Raw genomic sequence first — 18,990 nt, forward strand, 5'->3', positions numbered from 1 at the left:
CGGCTCTTACGCTGTCGAGCAAGACGATGGAGGCCGAAGAGCTTCCGCATTTCCCGTGATCGCCCGAAGTGGAGTTACCGATGACCGCCCCTCATTACCCGCATTTGCTGGCCCCGCTGGACCTCGGCTTTACTACGTTGCGCAACCGCACCCTGATGGGGTCGATGCACACCGGTCTCGAGGAGAAGCCGGGTGGCTTCGAGCGCATGGCGGCGTATTTCGCCGAGCGCGCCCGCGGCGGCGTGGGCCTGATGGTGACCGGCGGGATCGGGCCTAACGATGAAGGTGGCGTTTATTCCGGCGCGGCCAAGCTGACCACCGAGGAAGAAGCCCTCAAGCACCAGATCGTTACCCGGGCAGTGCATGAGGCGGGGGGCAAGATCTGCATGCAGATTCTTCACGCCGGCCGCTATGCCTATAGCCCCAAGCAGGTGGCACCGAGCGCGATCCAGGCACCGATCAACCCGTTCAAGCCCAAGGAGCTGGACGAAGAGGGCATCGAGAAACAGATCAGCGATTTCGTCACCTGTTCGGTGCTGGCCCAGAAGGCCGAGTACGACGGTGTCGAGATCATGGGCTCGGAAGGCTACTTCATTAACCAGTTCCTGGCGGCCCACACCAACCACCGGACCGACCGCTGGGGCGGCAGCTATGAAAACCGCATGCGCCTGCCGGTGGAAATCGTGCGCCGCGTACGCGAGGCGGTCGGCCCCAATTTCATCATCATCTTCCGCCTGTCGATGCTCGACCTCGTGGAAGGCGGCAGCACTTGGGATGAGATCGTTCAATTGGCCCAGGCCATCGAACAGGCCGGTGCTACGATCATCAACACCGGTATCGGTTGGCACGAGGCGCGGATTCCCACCATCGCCACCAAGGTGCCGCGGGCAGCGTTCAGTAAAGTCACCGCCAAGCTGCGTGGCTCGGTGGGCATTCCGCTGATTACCACCAACCGTATCAACACGCCTGACGTGGCCGAGCGGATCCTGGCGGAAGGCGATGCCGACATGGTGTCCATGGCGCGGCCCTTCCTCGCGGACCCGGAATTCGTCAACAAGGCCGCCGAAGGCCGGGCGGACGAGATCAATACCTGCATCGGCTGCAACCAGGCCTGCCTGGACCATACGTTTGGCGGCAAGCTCACCAGTTGCCTGGTGAATCCGCGGGCGTGCCATGAGACTGAGCTCAATTACCTGCCGGTCACCCAGGTGAAGAAAATCGCCGTGGTCGGCGCCGGTCCTGCCGGGTTGTCCGCAGCTACCGTGGCGGCCGAACGGGGGCATCAGGTGACATTGTTCGATGCCGCCAGCGAAATAGGCGGTCAGTTCAATGTCGCCAAGCGTGTGCCGGGCAAGGAAGAGTTCTTTGAAACCCTGCGCTACTTCAAGCGCAAGTTGCAGACCACCCACGTCGAGCTGTGCCTCGATTCCCGCGTCGATGTGGCGCAGTTGGTGGCCGGCGGTTACGACGAAATCATCCTGGCGACCGGCATTGCGCCGCGTGTACCGGCGATCCCGGGGGTGGAACATCCCAAGGTGCTGAGTTACCTGGACGTGATCCTCGAACGCAAGCCGGTTGGCCGCAGTGTCGCGGTGATTGGTGCCGGCGGGATTGGGTTTGACGTGTCGGAATTCCTGGTCCATCAAGGTGTTGCGACCAGTCAGGACCGCGAGGCGTTCTGGAAGGAATGGGGGATCGATACCCACCTCCAGGCGCGTGGCGGTGTCGCCGGGATAAAGGCCGAGCCCCATGCTCCGGCGCGCCAGGTGTTCCTGTTGCAGCGCAAGAAGTCCAAGGTCGGCGATGGCCTGGGCAAGACCACCGGCTGGATTCATCGCACCGGCTTGAAGAACAAGCAGGTGCAGATGCTCAACAGCGTCGAATACCTGAAGATCGACGATGAGGGCCTGCACATTCGCATTGGCGAGACGGGCGAGCCGCAAGTGCTACCGGTGGACAACATCGTCATCTGCGCCGGGCAGGATCCGCTGCGCGAATTGCAGGAAGGCCTGGAAGCGGCTGGGCAGACTGTCCATCTCATCGGCGGTGCCGATGTGGCGGCGGAACTGGACGCCAAGCGTGCCATCGACCAGGGTTCGCGGCTCGCGGCGCAGTTGTAAGGCGCGAAGCCTGTAGACATCCGGATCTCCTGAGGGAGCCTGCTCGCGAAAGGCAGTGTCACAGTCAATGAAGATATTGAGTGTGCTAGCTTCTTCGCGAGCAGGGTCGCTCCCACAGGTTCTATAGGACCAGAGGGGCTATTCTCCTTCTACCGTACTGGCCAGAAAAGCCTCGACCAGCGAGTCGAGCAACGCCTCATCAAAGATCATGCTTCTATGGCGCAACGGCGAATGCACCGAGCATCGCAGCTCACCCCTCAGGCTGTGTTCCATCAGCAGGGCTTCGCAGAATGCCAATTCCTCGGCGGTTTTCTCCGCCCGTGTCCACCAGCAACTGGGCCGTACCTGAACCGGCTTGAAGCTGAACCCCTCAAACGCCTCCAGCAACCGATCATGCACCGAGAACGCCTGGGCGTTCATGACCTCTTCCTTGACGCTCTGCACGATCGACAACAGGTCGCCTCGCCCAGGCTCGATCTGGCCGGCCGCCCACTCGTGGAAGGCCTTGACCGAACCGCCAGGGTGTTCCCGTCGATAAGCCGCCGTGCGCTCCGTCAGCGAAGGGAACAGCAGGTCGAAGTATTCAATCGCTTCAAGCAGATCCTGGGAGGCGGCATCGTCTTTTCCGTCACCCGCCAAATGCCGATGACGCGGCAAGCCTGAGGGATACAAACGTTCCGGAATCGTGCTGTCCACCAACCCCAGAAAACCAACGGTGTGCCCCTGGCTTTCCAGCATCGCCGCGATGTCGAACGCGATCGTCCCGCCCAAGGACCAGCCCATCAAGTAATAGGGACCTTGCGGTTGGGCGGCGACGATTTCCTTGCTGTAGTCGGCGATCATCTCGCGCCAGGCCTCGGGGCCTGCATGGGGTTCGCTGAAGCCGCGGTGCATGACGCCGACAGTGCGTGCCCGGTTTTGCAGTTTGCGCGCCAGCGGTTGATAGCAAAACACGATGCCACCGCTGGGGTGCAGGCAAAACAGCTGCGGTGCGCTCGCGGGGGCGTTGTTCAGGGCGACGAGGCACTGCGTCTGCTCACGATGTTTCTGCGAAATGAACAGGGCCAGCTCGGCGATGCTCGGGTTGGCCAGCAATTCTTGCAGCCGTACGGTGATGTTCAGGCTCGCCTTGAGCTTGGCGATCAGCTCGATCGCCAGGATCGAATGCCCGCCCAGTTCAAAGAAGCTGTCGCTGATACCCACGCGTTCGACCTTGAAGGATTGCTGCCAGAGTTGCGCCAAGGCTTCCTCCAACGGCGTGCGGGGGGCCACGTAGTTCGTATGCCGGAGCGCGGCATCGGGTTCGGGCAAGGCCTTGCGGTCGAGCTTGCCATTGGCATTGAGCGGCAGGTGATCGATGAACAGCAGATGGCTGGGCACCATGTAGTCCGGCAATTGCGCCTTGAGCGCGGCCAGCAGGTTTTCGCGCAACTCGGCCGTGGTCGGTTGTGTCGGAATGACGTAGGCGACCAATTGCAGGCCACCCGGGCCGTCGTGGGTCAGCACCACACCATCACCCACACCCGGCAGCATTTGCAGGCGCGCCTGGATCTCGCCCAGTTCAATGCGGAAGCCGCGGATCTTGACCTGATGATCCAGGCGCCCGATGTACTCGATGCTGCCGTCGCTGAGGTAGCGGGCCAGGTCCCCGGTGCGGTACAGGCGTCCACCCGGCAGCGGGTCGAACGGGTCGGGAATGAAACGGCTGGCGGTGAGATCGGCGCGCTGGTGATAACCACGGGCCAGGCCGGCTCGGCCGATATACAGCTCACCGACGCAACCCTTGGGCACCGGGTTCAGGTGCGCATCGAGCAGATACCAGGACAGATCGACGATGGGCTCGCCGATGGGGCTGGCGGCCTCGCCGTGCAAGTCCGCCATCGACAGTGGCCGCCAGGTGACATGAACGGTGGTTTCGGTGATGCCATACATGTTGACCAACTGCGGCGCCTGGTCACCGAAACGTTCGAACCAAGGGCGCAGGCTTTGCACATCGATCGCTTCGCCACCAAAAATAATCTGGCGCAATTGATGGACGAGGGGCTGCCGAGGCTCGCAGGCAACTCGCAGCAATGACTTGAACGCCGACGGCGTCTGGTTGAGCACCGTGACCTTCTCCTGGCACAGCAGGGCGTAGAAATCGTCGGGCGAACGGCTCACGGCGTGGGGCACGATGACCAACCGAGCACCGTGCAGCAGCGCGCCGAAGATCTCCCACACGGAAAAGTCGAAGGCGTAGGAGTGAAACAGGCACCACACGTCCTGCCGGTCGAAACCGAACCACTGTTCGGTGGCCCGAAACAGCCGGCTGACGTTGTGGTGCGCGAGCAGGGCGCCCTTGGGTTTGCCGGTTGAACCAGAGGTGTAGATCACGTAAGCCAAGTTGTCCGGATCCATGGACACGTTGGGATTGTGCTCAGGCCAGGCGCTATCGGCATCGCTCGGATCCAGCAGCAGGCAGTCGATGCCAGCCGGCAACGCCAATGACTCAAGCAGGTGGGCCTGGGTCAGGATCTGCCGGACGCCGCTGTCCTGGATCATGTAGGCCAGGCGGTCGCCCGGATAGGTCGGGTCCAGCGGTACGTAGGCACCACCGGCCTTGAGAATCGCCAGCAGGCCGATGATCATCTGCGGCGTGCGCTCGACGGCGATGCCCACCAGCACGTCGGGACCGACGCCTTGCTCGATCAGCCGATGGGCCAGTCGGTTGGCGTGGCGGTTGAGGTCGGCATAGCTCATGTGCTGCCCGTCGAACGTCAGGGCGATCGCCTCACCTGTGTGGGCGGCATGGGTTTCGATTATCCGGTGCAGGCAGTTTTCGCTGTGCAGTCGGGTGGGTTGGCGGTTCCAGTCGTTCAGGACCAGCCGGCGTTCATCGGCGCTCAACAATTGCAGTTCGCCCACAGGGCAGTCGGGCGCCTCGATCAGGCCTCGCAACAGATTCTGCCAATGGTCGGCCATACGCTCGATGGTGGTCGTGCAGTACAGGTCACGGCTGTACTCGAACGTCGCGACTATCTGCTGCTGTGAATAGTCGACGTCCAGCGACACATCGAATTTGGCCTGGCCTTCACCGGTGTCGAGGAATTCCAACGTCAACAGATCCGGGCTTGGCAGCGACGCCGCCTGTGACCCGGTGCGCCAGTTGAACAAGACCTGGAACAGCGGGTTGGCGCCCAATTGATCGAGGATCAATTCCAGCGGGTAATCGGCATGCTCCAGCGCAGCGAGGGATTGCCCGCGAAGTGCCCGTAAGAAATCCAACGCGCTGCGGGTCGAGTCGATCCGCGCCCGATACACCTGGCTGCTGACGAAAAAACCCACCAGATCCTGGCTTTCGTGGCTGTTGCGGTTGGCGTTGGGGACGCCGACGGTGAAATCGTCCTGGCGGCTGTAGCGGGACAGCAGCAATTGCCAGGCGCCCAGCGCCACCACGAACGGCGCGAGCCCCTGGCGTTGGCAAAAAACCTCCAGCGCTTGCGCCAACGACGGATCCAGCGATACGTGTACGCGACCGGCCCGGTGTTGCTGGCTCGCGCTGCGCGGGAAATCCTGGGGCAGTTCCAGCGTGGGCAAGTCACGGCCCAGGTACTGGCTCCAGTATTCGCCGCTGCGTCGGCAGGCAGCGCTGTGCAGATAGTCGCCGCGCTGGTGGGTCGCGTAGTCGGCGTATTGCATCGGCAACGGTGGCAACGCAGACCGATCACCCAGCAGTGCCCGGCCATACGCCTGGGTCATGTCGTGCATCAGGATCGTGTTGGACCAGGCATCGGAAACGATGTGATGCATGTTCAGCAGCAGCACATGTTCGGTATGGCTCAATCGGAGCAAGGTCGCCCGCATCAGTGGCGCCTGGGTGAGATCGAACGGTTGCCGGGCGTGTTGCTCGATGTGCTGCGAGAGCGCCGGCTGATCGAGCCCGGTGAGGTCTTCGCGATGCAGGGTCAGGCAGGCGCTGAGCTCGACCACCTGGGTGGCGGCACCGTCGATTTCGATGAACGCGGTGCGCAGGATGTCGTGTCGGTCGATCACCCGATTCAGCGCGTCTTCCAAGGCATCGGCATTCAGTTCGCCGGTCAGGCGCAAGGCCCGGGGCAGGTTGTAGGCCGAGCGGGTCGCATCTCGCTGTTGTTCCAGCCACAGGCGTTGCTGGGCGAAAGACAGGGGCGCGCGGTCCAGCCTGCCGCGGCTGGCCAGGGCGTGCCTGTCGTCGGCGACCTCATCGAGCAGCAGCGCCAGCAGATCATCATCTAGCAGTTCGTTCATGGTGTTCTCGCGGTAAACGGCATTGGCGTCGGGCAGGTTCAGGCGAAGGCTGCCGGGGCCTTTTCACTGACCACCCGGCCGGCCTGCATCCGCACCAGTTGATCGGCGATGTCGAAGTAACGGTCGTCGTGGGAAATCACGATGATGGTTTTGCCCAGGGCCTTCAGCTCCGGCAGCAGCTCGGTGTAGAACACCCGCCGGAACACCGGGTCCTGGTCGGCGGCCCATTCGTCGAAGACCAGCACCGGGCGTTCTTCCAGCCAGGCGTTAAGCAGCGCCAAGCGTTTGCGCTGGCCGGTGGAGAGATCGGTGGTGCTGAACGCACCGTCGCGAATGCAGACCTTATGGCCGATCTCCAGGCGATCGAGGTAGCGGTTGGCGTCCCCGGGTACCTGCTGGTCGCCCTGCACCAGTTCATCGAACAGGTAGTAGTCGGCAAAGATCGTGGTGAACAGCTGGCGATAATCGTCACGTCCCGCCGCCGATACCGGCTTGCCGTCCAGGAGGATTTCGCCTCCCTGGGGCGCATAGAGGCCCAGCAGCAATTTGATCAGCGTGGTCTTGCCGCCGCCGTTCTCGCCAACGATGAACACGATGTCGCCTTGGGCGATGGACAGGTTGACCGGTCCGAGGGCGAAGGCCTGGCTGCCGTCGACCGCTGGGAAGGCGTAATGCACGTCACGCAATTCAAGCTGGCGGATGGTCGGCTTGGGCACGCTCTCGTCGTTGAGCAGCAGGTGCGGTTCCGGCGAGGAAAACTGCTCGGCCAGTTCGGCAATGCGCTTGAAGGCGATGTTGGCGCGGCTGATCACCGGCAACGTCATGACCAGGTATTCCAGCGGCCCCTTCATGTACAACAACACCAGCACGAAACCGCTGAGTACCGCTTTGTCGGTGCCCAGCCACAGCGATTGCAGGGCCAGGACCAGGCCGATGACCACGAAGAACAGCATCGAGCCGAAGGTCTTGGCGACCACGAAAGTGTTGACCGCACGGATGTTGGTGTCGCAGATCTGCTCGGCGGTGGCTTCGATGCGCTGGCTGAACATGCGTTGGCGGCGTGGGCGGTGGATGCGCAGTTCCTTGGCGCCCGCAGCGATGGCGCTGTAGTGTTTTTGCAGCGCATCTTCAGCCTCGCGGGCCGCTTCGAACCCCCGAATCCCACGGGCCCGCGCCACGTACTGGATAACCGTGCCGATCACCAGCGCCACCAGCAGCAGCGCAAACATCGGCAACGACAGGTAGGCCAGGTAGCCCAGGCAACCGAGGGTGACGGTAAAGGCAATCGCCAGTGGCGCGAAGGAAAACGCGAAGCTGCTGACCGTGTTGACGTCGTGGGTCAGGATCGGGATGAGCCGATGGCTGCGGAAACGCTCTATCTGCTCGATGGGCGCCAGCAAGACTTTCTGGCCGAGGGATTTGCGCAGGCTGGCGATGATGTTCTGGCCGACGTGGTTGGTGCCGATGTCCGACAGGATCGAGGTCAGCAGCGCCGCCATGCACAGGCCGGCAAAGGTAGCCAGCACCTGGGGCGTCGGCCCGGCATCGGCGTTCAGCGCGTCGTTGATGGTTGCCAGCAGGGCGGTGATGCTCAGCCCGCCGAGCATGCCCAGGAGGATGGAGCCTGCGACAATCAGCCGGAAGGGTTTGAGCAGGATGAACAGCTCGGTGATCACCCCGCGTTTTGGTTGGCTCATGGAGGTTTCCCTGCTAGATGAAAAGGTCGAAGGCCATCGCGGGCTTTCACCGCATGGGCTGGAGGACAGCGGCACGCCGGTTGGGGCGCGCCCACCTATGGAACGATTGGAGGGGAAGGGGATTTAACGCGGAACCATCTAACCCACATCATTTGTGGCGAGGGGATTTATCCCCGCTGGGCTGCAAAGCAGCCCCCAAGCAGGCAACACCGATCAGTCCGAGATCACGCGGCGATTTCATTGGGGCTGCTTCGCAGCCCAGCGGGGATAAATCCCCTCGCCACAGGGCCACCATGTCCAAAGAGGTATTTGGGTGGACCTGCCGATCTACATATCCCGAGCAACCCGAAACCCCAGCCAGTCACCACGGGCATCGGAAAACACCGCATTGCGATTGCCCGAACGGGAAAACACCGGCGCTTCGCCCCAATCGTTGCCACGGATGCGTCGCACCTTGCAGTTGCCCGTCAGCGCGGCGCTGCCGTCGCTTGGCGCATCGGTGTAGTTTTCGTTGAAACAATCGGTGGTCCACTCGTAGACGTTGCCGTGCATGTCATACACACCAAAGGCGTTGGGTGCGAAGCTGCCGGCCGGGGCGGTGAAGTTGTAGCCATCGGCGGCGCCATAGGTGTTGGCGTGCTGGGCGATGCTGTAGTCCTTGCCTTCATCGAACGGGAAGGGGAATGGGCCGGTGCTGCCGCCACGCGCGGCGTATTCGCGCAGGGATTCGCTGACCAATCGGTACGGCTTGCCGGTCTTTTTCGACAGCCACGCCACGTAGGCGTTGGCCTCTTCGAAATTCATGCACACCGCCGGGTGCCGGTCGGTGTACTGCTTGCGCGGGTCGCTGCCCTGATAGTCCGGAACCCCGGCCTGGCACGCGCGTCCGGGGCGCTTGTCGCCATCGGGCATCACGTAGCCGGTATCGCGCAGGTAGGCGAACCATTCACCCTTGAGCACTTGGAAGCGACTGATCGCCAACGGCTTGGCAAACGTCACCGGGTGCATCGGACCCTCGTCGGGCTCGCGGCCGACCTCGTTTTCCGGGGTGCCCATCTGGAAGGTGCCGGTGGGCAGCACGACCATTTCCGGGCAGTCCTTGCAGTCGCGGAACACCTGGCCCGGCTGCGAGGCCTGGGCGCTGGAGGGCAACAGTGCGGTGAGGGCCAATGCCGGAAGCGTCTTCAATAAAAATCGGTTCATCGATTGCTCTCGATCAGTCATCAGAGTGTTTTGCCCAACAGCGCCGTGAAGCGATCGATCTCGGCTTCAGTGTTGAGCAGCCCCGGCGCGGTGCGGACCACTGGCCCGGCATCGCGGTGCACGGCATCGGCGACCACGCGGTTGTGCATCAGGTAGGCGGCGATCTCATCGCTCTTGCGATCCTTGACCCGGAAGAAGGTGAAGCCGGCCGACAGCTCGGGGCTCAGCGGCGTCACCAGCTCGATCTGCGGCAGCGCGAGCAGGTGTTTTTTCAGGTAACTGTTGAGCGCATGAATACGCGCCTGGACCTCGGCCTTGCCCAGTTGCAGGTGCAGCTTGAACGCTTCGTCCGCCGCCCAGCGATGTTCGAAGGCGTGGTAGCCGCCCGGGGTCATGGTGGTGGAAAACGTCGTGGCTTCGGAGAAGGTCGGAATGATCGGCGTGACGTACTTGACCTCTTCGCTGCGGCTGCACACCACGCCGGTGCCCCGTGGGCCGAACATCCATTTGTGGGTGCCGGCGATGAAGAAATCGCAATTCATCTCCGGGAAACTCAAATCCTCCACGCCGAAACCGTGCACGCCATCCACCACATAGACGATGCGTTGTTCATCGCTGCGGCCCTGGTTGTGCTGGTCCACCAGGGCGCCGATCTTGCCGATGGGCAACTTCACGCCGCTGCCCGAATGCACCCAGGTCATGCCGAGCACGCGGGTCTCGGGGCGGATGTTGCGGTCGATGGCCGAGAGAATCTGCGCCTCGCTGGCGCCATGGGCGTTCTCGAACAGCTTGATCTTGCGCACCCGTGTTCCGTCCCGTTGCTTGCGCAGGTCGAGGATGGTGTGGGTGGCGTAATGTTCGTGGGCGGTGGTGAGGATTTCCTGGTCGGGTTGTACATGGACTCCGCCATAGATCATCGCCAGGCCTTCGGTGGTGCTGCCAGTGAGGGCGATCTGCTTCGGGTTCGCTTGCAGGTAGCGACCGGCCCAGGTCCGCACGTTTTCCTCGCGCGCTTCGGTGACGCCCAAGTCCCAGTCCATCAACAGCCCGGGGTTTTTATCCAGGGCGGCGCGGTGCCGCTCGATGGCCTCGCGCACCGGGCGCGGGTGGGTGGTGACCAGGAAGTTGGAGAAGTGCAAATAGTCCGGGTCCTGGTTGAACAGCGAGCGCAGCTGCGCCCATTTGTCCTTGGGCAGCGGTGGCATTGGATCGGCGCTGGCCGTGGCGGGCAGGCTGGCAGGCAATGACAGGCCGGCGGCAAGGACCCCGGCTTGCTTGAGAAAGAACCGGCGCTCGTTCATGGCTGAGGGGCCTTCTGCGCCGAGGCGATGGCCGGGTTCGCGGCTTTCTGCACCTGGTCCCAGACCCGCAGGAAGTTGCCACCCCACAGCTTGGCGATGTCGCCCTCGGAGTAGCCACGGGTCAGCAGCTCGGCGGTGACGTTGCGGATGTCGCCGACGTTCTCCCAGCCCTTCACGCCGCCACCTTCGTTGAAGTCCGAACTGATGCCGACGTGATCGATGCCGATCTTGCGCACGGCATAGTCGATGGCATCGCCCAAATCCTTGAGGCTGGCCTTGGGTTCCTCTTCGAGAATGCCGTAGAGCTGGCCGGCGTATTCGCCGAATTTCTGTTCCGGCCACGCGGCGATGATCGGGTCGCCCGGCATCAGCGCCATCGCCAGATTAGGCAGCGGCGGCAGGTCGAAGCGTTCGCGCAGGGCGTTGAGTTTGTCCTGGGTCTTTTGCGTCAGCGGGCGCAGGTACTGGGAGAACCCAACGATCTGCACCACGCCGCCACTGGCCTTGATCAGCTGCATTTCCTTGTCGCTGAGGTTGCGCGGGATGTCCACCATGGCCCGTGGCGCGGAATGGGAGGCCACCAAGGGCGTGCGGCTCAGTTGCGCGACTTGCTCCAGGGCCTGGGTCGACATCTGCGACACATCGATAATCACACCCAGGTCGTTCAGGCGTGTCACCGCTTGCTTGCCGATGTCCGACAGGCCGCCGAGGGCGTCGGGCGAGTCGTTGAAGAATGGCAGCGGGCGCGAGGAGTCGGCCCAGTCGTTGTTGCCGATGTAGCTGAAGCCGAACATGCGCATGCCTCGCGCCGTCCACAGGTCCAGCAGGCTCAAGTCGTGGCCGAGGGGATAGGCGTTGAGCATGCTGATGAAAATCGCGAACTTGCCTTCGCCGTGCAGGCGACGGAAATCGTCCGGGGTGTAGGCGATGGCGACCTGGTTGGGGAAATCCCGGACCATGCCGGTGATGATCTTGTAGCGCACCTCCTGTTGGTTGCGCGCTTCCTCGACGAACCCGGCGGTGGGCCTGTGTGGCGCATTGCGCCCGTTCCACAACTCGGGCCAGCCGAAGATCGTCAATGCGGCACCGGAGAGGTGGCCGCGATTGGCTTTCACCAGGTCGAACTGGCCCTTGCCGTCTTTGTCCGCTTCGTTGCCGGCGGTGCCAAAATCCAGCGGCACGGTGATGTGGCTGTCGAAGGACAGCAGCCGTTCGTGCAATTCCCGGGCTTCCTTCATGACCTTGACCGGGTAGCCGGGGTTGTCCCGCCACCAATGATCCCAGGCCGCGAGCCCGCCACCGACAACCAGCGCCAGGGCCAGGGGCACGCCGGTGAAAAGAGCCTTTCTAGAACGTGGTGTTGTCATTGCCGATCTCAGTCTGGTTCGCCTTGGAAGGACAGGCGCGGGGGCCTTTGCTATCTGGGGGGAACGAGTGATCGGGCGGGAAATTTAGGTGTTCTCGAGACCGCCATCGCGAGCAAGCTCGCTCCCACATTTTGGAATGCGCTCACCTGTGGGAGCGAGCTTGCTCGCGATGAGGCCCTCACAGCCTCTATAAATTTGTCAGGACGCCCATCGTTCTAGCTTGGATAAAGCCCACCCCAGGGCGAACACAGGTAAGGCAATGACGATTTCTCGACGATGGTTCATGGCAGGCCTGGCGCTGACCGGTGCCGCCGTGCCTGCGGTGTATTACGGGCATCGCGAACTGACCCGGCCGGACCCGACCATCACCCCTGGCGAGGCTTCCTTCGATGTGGCGGACGTCGCCGGACAGCGTCGGGCGAACACGCTGCGGGGCGTCTGGACGATCCGTTTCAGCGGGCGCGATGCCGGCCTCGACGGCTTGCCGAACGACAACCTGGAAGTCTTCCTCGACATCGCCCACAAGGGCCGTGGCCTGGTGGGTTGCGTCGATACCGCCGAACGCCTGCGCGCTGGGGATGAGCCGCGTTATCGAGTGCTGGGCGACCTGGCTGGCAGCGACCCGAAGCAATTGAGCTGGCGCTTGATCGCTGCCAGGCATGACGCGCCGGACTACGAATTCATCATGACCCTCGACGAAGTCTGGGCCGGTTTCGGCAATGCTGGCCCGGCCACCCTCAGCGGCCGAGTGTTGCGGTTGGATCGCCCGTTGACATTGCCGGAACTCGACAATCAATTTGTCGCCGTCAAACAGCGATTCCCCGAAGCCCGGGAACGGACACCGCTGAGCCCGAAGCTGCTGGCCTGGCTGGTGTCGCCCGAACACCGGCTGTTCCACCAACTCTGGCATGCCTCGCGAGACAAATGGCACACCCTCGACGAAGACAAGCGCGACGCCCTGCGTGGCATCGGCTGGCAACCCGGGCCGCGAGACAACGAGCGTGACGCCCGTGGGCCGCGCAAGGATCGCAACGGCTCGGGCGTGGATTTCTTTTTCATGCACCGGCATATGCTCGGCACGGCGCGTTCTTTCCAACCGCTGCCGTCATGGCCACGCTTCCCGTTGCCGCAACCGGAGTTGGAACGTGATCGCCTGGGCTTTGCCCGGTATTTCGATAACGTCGACGGGACGGCGCTGCCACCGACCTGGCTGGCCCGTGGCGACGAGCAATACGCCCAGTGGGTCAGCGACATCAAGACCGCCGAGACCTACCACAGCAATTTCCAGGTCTGGGAATCCCGTTATCGCGATCCGCGTTATCTATCGAAACTGACCTTGGGCCAGTTCGGTTCGGAAGTGGAATTGGGCCTGCATGACTGGCTGCACATGCGCTGGGCCTCGGTGCCGCGAGATCCGTCAAACGGCCATCCGGTGCCCTTCGCCCGTGATCAGGCGGACTTTGCCCAGCGCTGGTTCGAGCCGGAAAACGACTTTCTCGGCGATCCGTTTTCCTCCCATGTGAACCCGGTGTTCTGGGCCTTCCACGGCTGGATCGACGACCGCCTCGAAGACTGGTTCCGTGCCCACGAACGTTTTCATCCTGGCGAAGTGAGCCGGCTCGAAGTCAACGGCGTGCCCTGGTTCGCCCCGGGCCGCTGGGTGGAAATCGCCGACCCGTGGCTGGGCCCGGACACCCACGGCTGCAGCACCACGCCGGGGTTGCAGGTCGGGCGCTCGGTGGAGATGGATCCGGAAACCATGAAACTGGCGTTGCGCATTACGTTTGGCAGCGATGACGACAAGCTGGCGAAGCTGTTCCGCCGCGTGCCGCAGAGGCCTTGGTATGCGCGGAATCTCAAGGCCAGGCCGGTGTGAGCCCAGGCTCGAACTGACAGAGCCTGGTGCTGTGCGCAATGACTGCTTTTGTGGCGAGGGAGCTTGCTCCCGCTCGGCCGGGCTGGCGCTCCAGTGCGCAGCGACCGCAAGATTATGGGTCTGCTGCGCCCGAGACGTCGGACCGGCCCAGCGGGAGCAAGCTCCCTCGCCACGGGTATCGCTTGGCTTCAGATATGTCAGCGCGGTGCGGCGATGTCTAGGGCGCGGTTTGCCAGTAGCTCACTCAGCTCGATCATCTGCTGGATGCCCAGGGCAAAACTCCGTGGCGCCCCTTCCAAATCAAAGGCCAGTTCATTGGCCATCACATTGACCGAGGCGAGGGTTTCGCTGAGGTTCGCCAGCAGGCACTCCATGTCCGCGCCTTGGGCCACGGTGAACAACTGGCCCGGTGGTAGCTTTGGTTTTTCAGGTTTTGGATCGAGGTAAAAGGCGAGGGCGCGGTCGGCGGCTTCGTTGAGTTTCTTGGCGTCGTCGTCGGGGGGATTCGGGGTAATTTTGAACATGGTGTAACTCCTAGTATTCATTTTCAGGAGCCGAAACCATCGCTACCAAACGATTGGGTGGCGGCCGTACGCGGGTTGGTAGACCGGAGCACTAGGAACCCGGCGCGCCCTAAGACGCCCTGCGCACGGCCACCATGAAACAGATGCCCAGACAGCATCTGCAAGAGGTGGCGCTTGCGCCTAGTTGACTCGCGGGCTACCAAACCCGATCGCTGAAATCAGCGACCCGAGAACAGTAAAAGCCACGAGCCAAGCGCACAAGCCGGCGGATTCTGGCGCAGTTGTAGGCAATGACGCAAGGCAACGTAGCCTTACTCGGCAGTCCTACATGGCCGGATAAACAGAACCAAAGCCGAACACAATTTGTGAAGAGAACTTCATCTGTGGCGAGGGGATTTAGCGAAACGTCGCACCGCCCCGCTGGGCTGCGCAGCAGCCCCATTAGCCAACACCTCGGTGTGTCAGATGTTTTGAGTGCTCTGGTTTGGGGCTGCCTCGCAGCCCAGCGGGGCGGTGCGACGTTTCGCTAAATCCCCTCGCCACATGATGTCACTAGGCTTGAGATTGGGTTTTAGGCCTACATCCCCCGCCAACCCCCACCCAACGCCTTGTACAACGCCACGCTCGCCTGCACCCGCGCCAGTCGCAACTGTACGTTCATGTCCTGGGCAGCGTACAGCGTGCGTTGGGTTTCGAGCACGGTGAGCAGCTTTTCGGCACCTGCCTGGTAACGCCCTGCGCCATTGCCTACAGCTACTTCAGAATCTGCTGGCTTGTGCTCCTTCGGTCCCATCGGTAGGTTGAGTTTCGTCACCGGGACTCGGTTGGTTGAACGACCCGATGCTGGGACGGTTTATGGGGATCGATGCCGTCGACTTCCAAGAGAATAATCTCCATAGCTTCAATCGCTACACCTATGCGAATAACAATCCGTATAAATACGTTGATCCGGATGGAAACTACGCCTTCCTCAACACCCCCTTAATGGCTTTAATTACAGCTTTATCGGCGTCCGCAATTTTAAGTTCGACCAATAATGGTAGCGATTTCGTGTTCAGTGGGGGCAAGTACGCGATGCTACGAGGTACAGTCAATGAACATCAGCAGTATAGAAACAGGCGCGGGTCTGACATTGAAAACCGAGGGACTTGCGGAGCGGTTTGACTATGAGATCAGCATCATGGTCGATGACCCTGATCTGAAAGAAGGAGTCATCGACTTCATCGATCTCGTCGTTCGCTATGTTGAAGCGGGATATAGAGTCGCTCCAGACGAAACCTTGGGGTATGGATGTTGGGTCACGAAGATGCATCTGAACGACAAACGAGAGTTGTCGTTTTTTGAGCAGTCACCGGTGACTGGAGTCTATGTACCAGGCATCAGCACCACGCTCAGGCTTTGGGCCGAACAGCATGCGGTGTGTGAGAAGGCCGGCGTGGACTACGCCGCACCGACCTTCGATCAGATGATTGTGATCTCAGATGGCATTTTGGAAGGCGATCCTGCTGAAGGAGTACGCTACCCCTCTCCCGAGCATATGTCAGGTTGGTGGCTCACCACCGACAGATTTGATGGAGATGTAAAAAATCTGAAGACGGTTCATACCCAGCATGTCTCGGTAAATCGACCAGACTTGGTGAAGTTTCTAGCATTACCGTATGGCTACCGATTCCACGGGCCTACAAACGACGTTTGGCTGGATGAAAAGATAAACAACTGATACTGCTTTAAATAAGGAGTTAACCCAACCGGATGGGCTCCTGATTTATCGGTATTAATCGTATGGCCGACGTTAAACTACAAGCGATGTCGCTGTTGCGGATGAGGCTAGCGATCAACGAAGTTGTAGTGAGGGGGTTCCCCGCTGGGCTGAAGCAAGGATTTTGATGCTATGAATCCCACAATCGTGGGTAACAAGGGTAACGGAGTCGTGTCGGTACATTGGACGATGGGAGGAGAGTTTCGTCCGCCCAATTAGTAGCGATGGTAGACCAACCATTGAAATACAGCGATCGGATGGCAAACGAGCCGGCGATAAGATTCGTTAAGACTAATGGATGCTGATATGAATATACAGATTTTTAAGCCTTGGAATTTACCAGGCTTACCTACTTCCGGTAGAGTGACTTTTGAGCGTATTTCCTACGGGAGTGGTATGCGAATTCACCTTAGAGAGGCGGGGGAGGCAGGTAGATATCTCTATTTGGACTTCCCTCAACTTCCTACCGCTATGCGTATAACAAACGAAAGTATGAGGCTTGCCTCGTTACCGTTGGTGCCAAACGAAGTCGAAAATTCATTCTTTTTAGTGGAGGATTCGGAGTTGTTGGCGTGGTTGAATAGCGATTCGCTTGAAATTTATAAAGATGATCCGATTTTTCATTTGGCAATTGTTACTGAGGAGTGGATAGATATTATTTGTAATCAGAATCCAGTTGTGGTTTTTGAAAGTTGACGAAGTGTGTGAATCTCTCGGTTGATTAGAGGGGTTTGGTGTGACGAGATTTTACAATGTCATGACTGGCGTATTAGACGATTTCGATTGGATGCATACTTCTTGGTGTCCATCGGCGACAGCGGGGTAAAGGTTTTAACTGGTGAGCGTGGGTAGGTCATTGCTCTTATTTCAAGATGAGGCTGATATGAGCGAACTAATTCGTCGGCAATTTTTTGTTATGCGGCAATCTATTGATGACTATAGAGCAGACCGCTTGAGCCTGAATTCGTTGATTCAACGGATCGAGGGCGCTGGTGGTGTGATGAACAGCGATCGATGGGAAGATGCCGTCTCTATGATTCTTTTGGAGATGGAACAAATAAACGCTGATGTGCTCAACGCGGGGACGGAGCTGTCAGAGAAGGATAAATCCGACTTGGAGAAGTTCTTGCTTGGCATTGAAGAACTGATTGCTCGTTTCGAGAGAGAGTTACCAGCAGGCAACGAAGTCTGACAACCGGACAGGAGTTCGGCTGTAGCGGCGGACAACCTGTCCAGCCGCTACGCAGTCTGGACGGAACCGACGGCATGGGTGATTTTATCCCATTGGCCATTGCTCTTACTCCGTAACCTGCTGAAAAGGCCTCCCGGTACTGGAGATGTCCAGGCCGGCTCGGTGTGGTAGAGTCCCCGCGCCATTGCCGAACTCAGGGGCCATACTGTATCGCAGTATGAAAACTTCCTTGCAAATGCCAATGGTCGGGTCACTAGCGGCAAGTGGATCCCATCAGATTAATGGAGGTGACATGTTAAAGTCTCATGAGGTATGGAAGGCGATAGACACGCACACTCTTGCTATTTATTTTTGCTTTGAGAATTTAAGTAGTGGTGAGTATTGCGTTCAAAATGTTGAATTCTTCCGTCTACCTTTAACGCATGAGTACCAATCAAACGCTCTGAAAAACGCAATGGAGCTTTTTATGGAGGAGAGTCCTTTATCTCGCTGTGAATGGTTGTCATCTCTGGAAGAAGCGATAAAGTTACATGATAAGACCTTTCAGAACTGAATAAGATAATTCATGCCGTCATCGGTCAGATGTTTCGATGCCCGATAGTAATCCTCACCTTCCGATCTTAATATGACTAAGTTCACTTACGACGACATTGTAAAAGTGGTAGCGCACGCATCGGAGGCACTCAGGCCAGGTAAGCGGGCATGGATCGTCGGCGTCTTTGATGACCGGCCCGACAGCTACTTCGACAAATTTCCACCTGGTACCGTCTACTCGATTGAGTTCGAAGATGGATCATCAGTGGAGATTCATGAATCTGACTTAGAGCTCGCCAGTTAGAGGGACAAGCAGAGGAGGGGAAGCCTACGCTGCCGTGCGCCTCGGTCACTGGCAGCGTCTGGCGTCGACGACTGAAGAAATGGGCTGCTCAGCCATTTTTTATCGCTGGCAACAGCGTGTCGTTGACGGCAATTTCCAATCTTGCGCTCGCTCGGTTGCGCAGCGACCGCAAAATCGGGGGGCTGCTGCGCAGCCCAGCGGGAGCAAGCTCCCTCGCCACGGGTATCGTTTTACATTGAGAGGTTCTAGCGCGGTGCGGCGATGTCCAAGGCGCGGTTTGCCAGTAGCTCACTCAGCTCGATCATCTGCTGGATCCCCAGTGCAAAACTCCGTGGCGCCCCCTCCAGATCAAAGGCCAGTTCGTTGGCCATGACATTGACCGAAGCGAGGGTTTCGCTGAGGTTGGCCAACAGGCACTCCATGTCCGCGCCTTGGGCCACGGTGAACAACTGGCCCGGTGGCAGCTTTGGTTTTCCAGGTTTTGGATCGAGGTAAAAGGCGAGGGCGCGGTCGGCGGCTTCGTTGAGTTTTTTGGCGTCGTCGTCGGGGGGATTCGGGGTAATTTTGAACATGGTGTAACTCCTAGTATTCATTTTCAGGAGCCGAAACCATCGCTACCAAACGATTGGGTGGCGGCCGTACGCGGGTTGGTAGACCGGAGCACTAGGAACCCGGCGCGCCCGAAGACGCCCTGCGCACGGCCACCATGAAACAGATGCCCAGACAGCATCTGCAAGAGGTGGCGCTTGCGCCTAGTTGACTCGCGGGCTACCAAACCCGATCGCTGGAAACAGCGACCCGAGAACAGTAAAAGCCATGAGCCAAGCGCACAAGCCGGCGGATTCTG

15 protein-coding genes and 1 pseudogene are annotated in these 18,990 nt (G+C 60.3%); 8 read left to right on the plus strand and 8 right to left on the minus strand.

The genetic code is table 11. The features are described 5' to 3' along the window. Positions 1 to 80: 80 nt before the first annotated feature. Positions 81 to 2,120: an oxidoreductase gene (locus KSS97_RS10450; protein WP_198797790.1), complete on the plus strand. Its 2,040-nt coding sequence runs from the start codon at positions 81 to 83 to the stop codon at positions 2,118 to 2,120. Positions 2,121 to 2,258: 138 nt separating this feature from the next. Here the strand turns inward: KSS97_RS10450 and KSS97_RS10455 are convergent, their stop codons facing one another. The 5 genes from KSS97_RS10455 to pvdM form a co-directional block, all read right to left on the minus strand. Continuing rightward, positions 2,259 to 6,386 carry a non-ribosomal peptide synthetase gene (locus KSS97_RS10455; protein WP_217861580.1) on the minus strand — a complete coding sequence of 1,376 codons (4,128 nt, stop codon included), beginning with the start codon at positions 6,384 to 6,386 and terminating at the stop codon, positions 2,259 to 2,261. A gap of 38 nt (positions 6,387 to 6,424) precedes the next feature. Further along, a complete protein-coding gene (locus tag KSS97_RS10460; protein WP_217861581.1) occupies positions 6,425 to 8,083 on the minus strand; it encodes a cyclic peptide export ABC transporter in 1,659 nt (552 codons plus the stop codon). A gap of 327 nt (positions 8,084 to 8,410) precedes the next feature. Next, positions 8,411 to 9,286 (minus strand): dihydropyoverdine dehydrogenase, encoded by an 876-nt coding sequence (gene pvdO / locus KSS97_RS10465; protein WP_198797787.1) that lies wholly within the window; start codon positions 9,284 to 9,286, stop codon positions 8,411 to 8,413. A 20-nt stretch (positions 9,287 to 9,306) separates the two neighbouring features. Then, positions 9,307 to 10,587: a pyoverdine-tailoring periplasmic protein PvdN gene (pvdN, locus tag KSS97_RS10470; RefSeq protein ID WP_217861582.1), complete on the minus strand. Its 1,281-nt coding sequence runs from the start codon at positions 10,585 to 10,587 to the stop codon at positions 9,307 to 9,309. Further along, positions 10,584 to 11,954: a pyoverdine-tailoring dipeptidase-like protein PvdM gene (gene pvdM, locus KSS97_RS10475; protein ID WP_217861583.1), complete on the minus strand. Its 1,371-nt coding sequence runs from the start codon at positions 11,952 to 11,954 to the stop codon at positions 10,584 to 10,586. The genes pvdN and pvdM overlap by 4 nt, the downstream gene beginning before the upstream one ends. A 259-nt stretch (positions 11,955 to 12,213) precedes the next feature. On the opposite strand from pvdM, the gene pvdP reads away from it, so the two are divergent. Then, positions 12,214 to 13,830: a pyoverdine maturation tyrosinase PvdP gene (gene pvdP / locus KSS97_RS10480; RefSeq protein ID WP_217861584.1), complete on the plus strand. Its 1,617-nt coding sequence runs from the start codon at positions 12,214 to 12,216 to the stop codon at positions 13,828 to 13,830. Positions 13,831 to 14,027: 197 nt separating this feature from the next. On the opposite strand, the gene KSS97_RS10485 is transcribed toward pvdP, so the two are convergent. Beyond that, positions 14,028 to 14,354: a DUF6124 family protein gene (locus KSS97_RS10485; RefSeq protein ID WP_198798276.1), complete on the minus strand. Its 327-nt coding sequence runs from the start codon at positions 14,352 to 14,354 to the stop codon at positions 14,028 to 14,030. A gap of 577 nt (positions 14,355 to 14,931) precedes the next feature. After that, positions 14,932 to 15,087, minus strand: a pseudogene (locus KSS97_RS10490) (TolC family protein); the annotation flags it as partial. A 122-nt stretch (positions 15,088 to 15,209) separates the two neighbouring features. On the opposite strand from KSS97_RS10490, the gene KSS97_RS10495 reads away from it, so the two are divergent. The 6 genes from KSS97_RS10495 to KSS97_RS28865 all read left to right on the plus strand — a co-directional run bounded on the left by KSS97_RS10495 (position 15,210) and on the right by KSS97_RS28865 (position 18,143). Continuing rightward, a complete protein-coding gene (locus KSS97_RS10495) occupies positions 15,210 to 15,518 on the plus strand; it encodes an RHS repeat-associated core domain-containing protein (protein WP_438269636.1) in 309 nt (102 codons plus the stop codon). Then, the gene (locus KSS97_RS10500) at positions 15,448 to 16,074 is read left to right on the plus strand and encodes an immunity protein Imm33 domain-containing protein (RefSeq protein ID WP_217861585.1); all 627 of its coding nucleotides are present in this window, start codon (positions 15,448 to 15,450) and stop codon (positions 16,072 to 16,074) included. Before KSS97_RS10495 ends, KSS97_RS10500 begins: the two co-directional genes overlap by 71 nt. Before the next feature lie 345 nt (positions 16,075 to 16,419). Next, a complete protein-coding gene (locus KSS97_RS10505; protein WP_217861586.1) occupies positions 16,420 to 16,809 on the plus strand; it encodes a hypothetical protein in 390 nt (129 codons plus the stop codon). Positions 16,810 to 16,996: 187 nt separating this feature from the next. Beyond that, complete coding sequence (locus KSS97_RS10510) at positions 16,997 to 17,305, plus strand: hypothetical protein (protein ID WP_217861587.1); 309 nt, start codon at positions 16,997 to 16,999, stop codon at positions 17,303 to 17,305. A gap of 292 nt (positions 17,306 to 17,597) precedes the next feature. Further along, positions 17,598 to 17,858: a hypothetical protein gene (locus KSS97_RS10515; RefSeq protein ID WP_217861588.1), complete on the plus strand. Its 261-nt coding sequence runs from the start codon at positions 17,598 to 17,600 to the stop codon at positions 17,856 to 17,858. A gap of 72 nt (positions 17,859 to 17,930) precedes the next feature. Further along, on the plus strand, positions 17,931 to 18,143 hold the full coding sequence (locus KSS97_RS28865; RefSeq protein WP_497007567.1) for a DUF8139 family protein: 213 nt from the start codon (positions 17,931 to 17,933) through the stop codon (positions 18,141 to 18,143). Positions 18,144 to 18,388: 245 nt separating this feature from the next. Here KSS97_RS28865 and KSS97_RS10520 read toward each other — a convergent pair whose 3' ends face one another. Next, complete coding sequence (locus KSS97_RS10520) at positions 18,389 to 18,715, minus strand: DUF6124 family protein (RefSeq protein WP_198797784.1); 327 nt, start codon at positions 18,713 to 18,715, stop codon at positions 18,389 to 18,391. Between the last annotated feature and the right edge of the window lie 275 nt (positions 18,716 to 18,990).

Source organism: Pseudomonas alvandae (assembly GCF_019141525.1).
Taxonomy (GTDB): domain Bacteria; phylum Pseudomonadota; class Gammaproteobacteria; order Pseudomonadales; family Pseudomonadaceae; genus Aquipseudomonas; species Aquipseudomonas alvandae.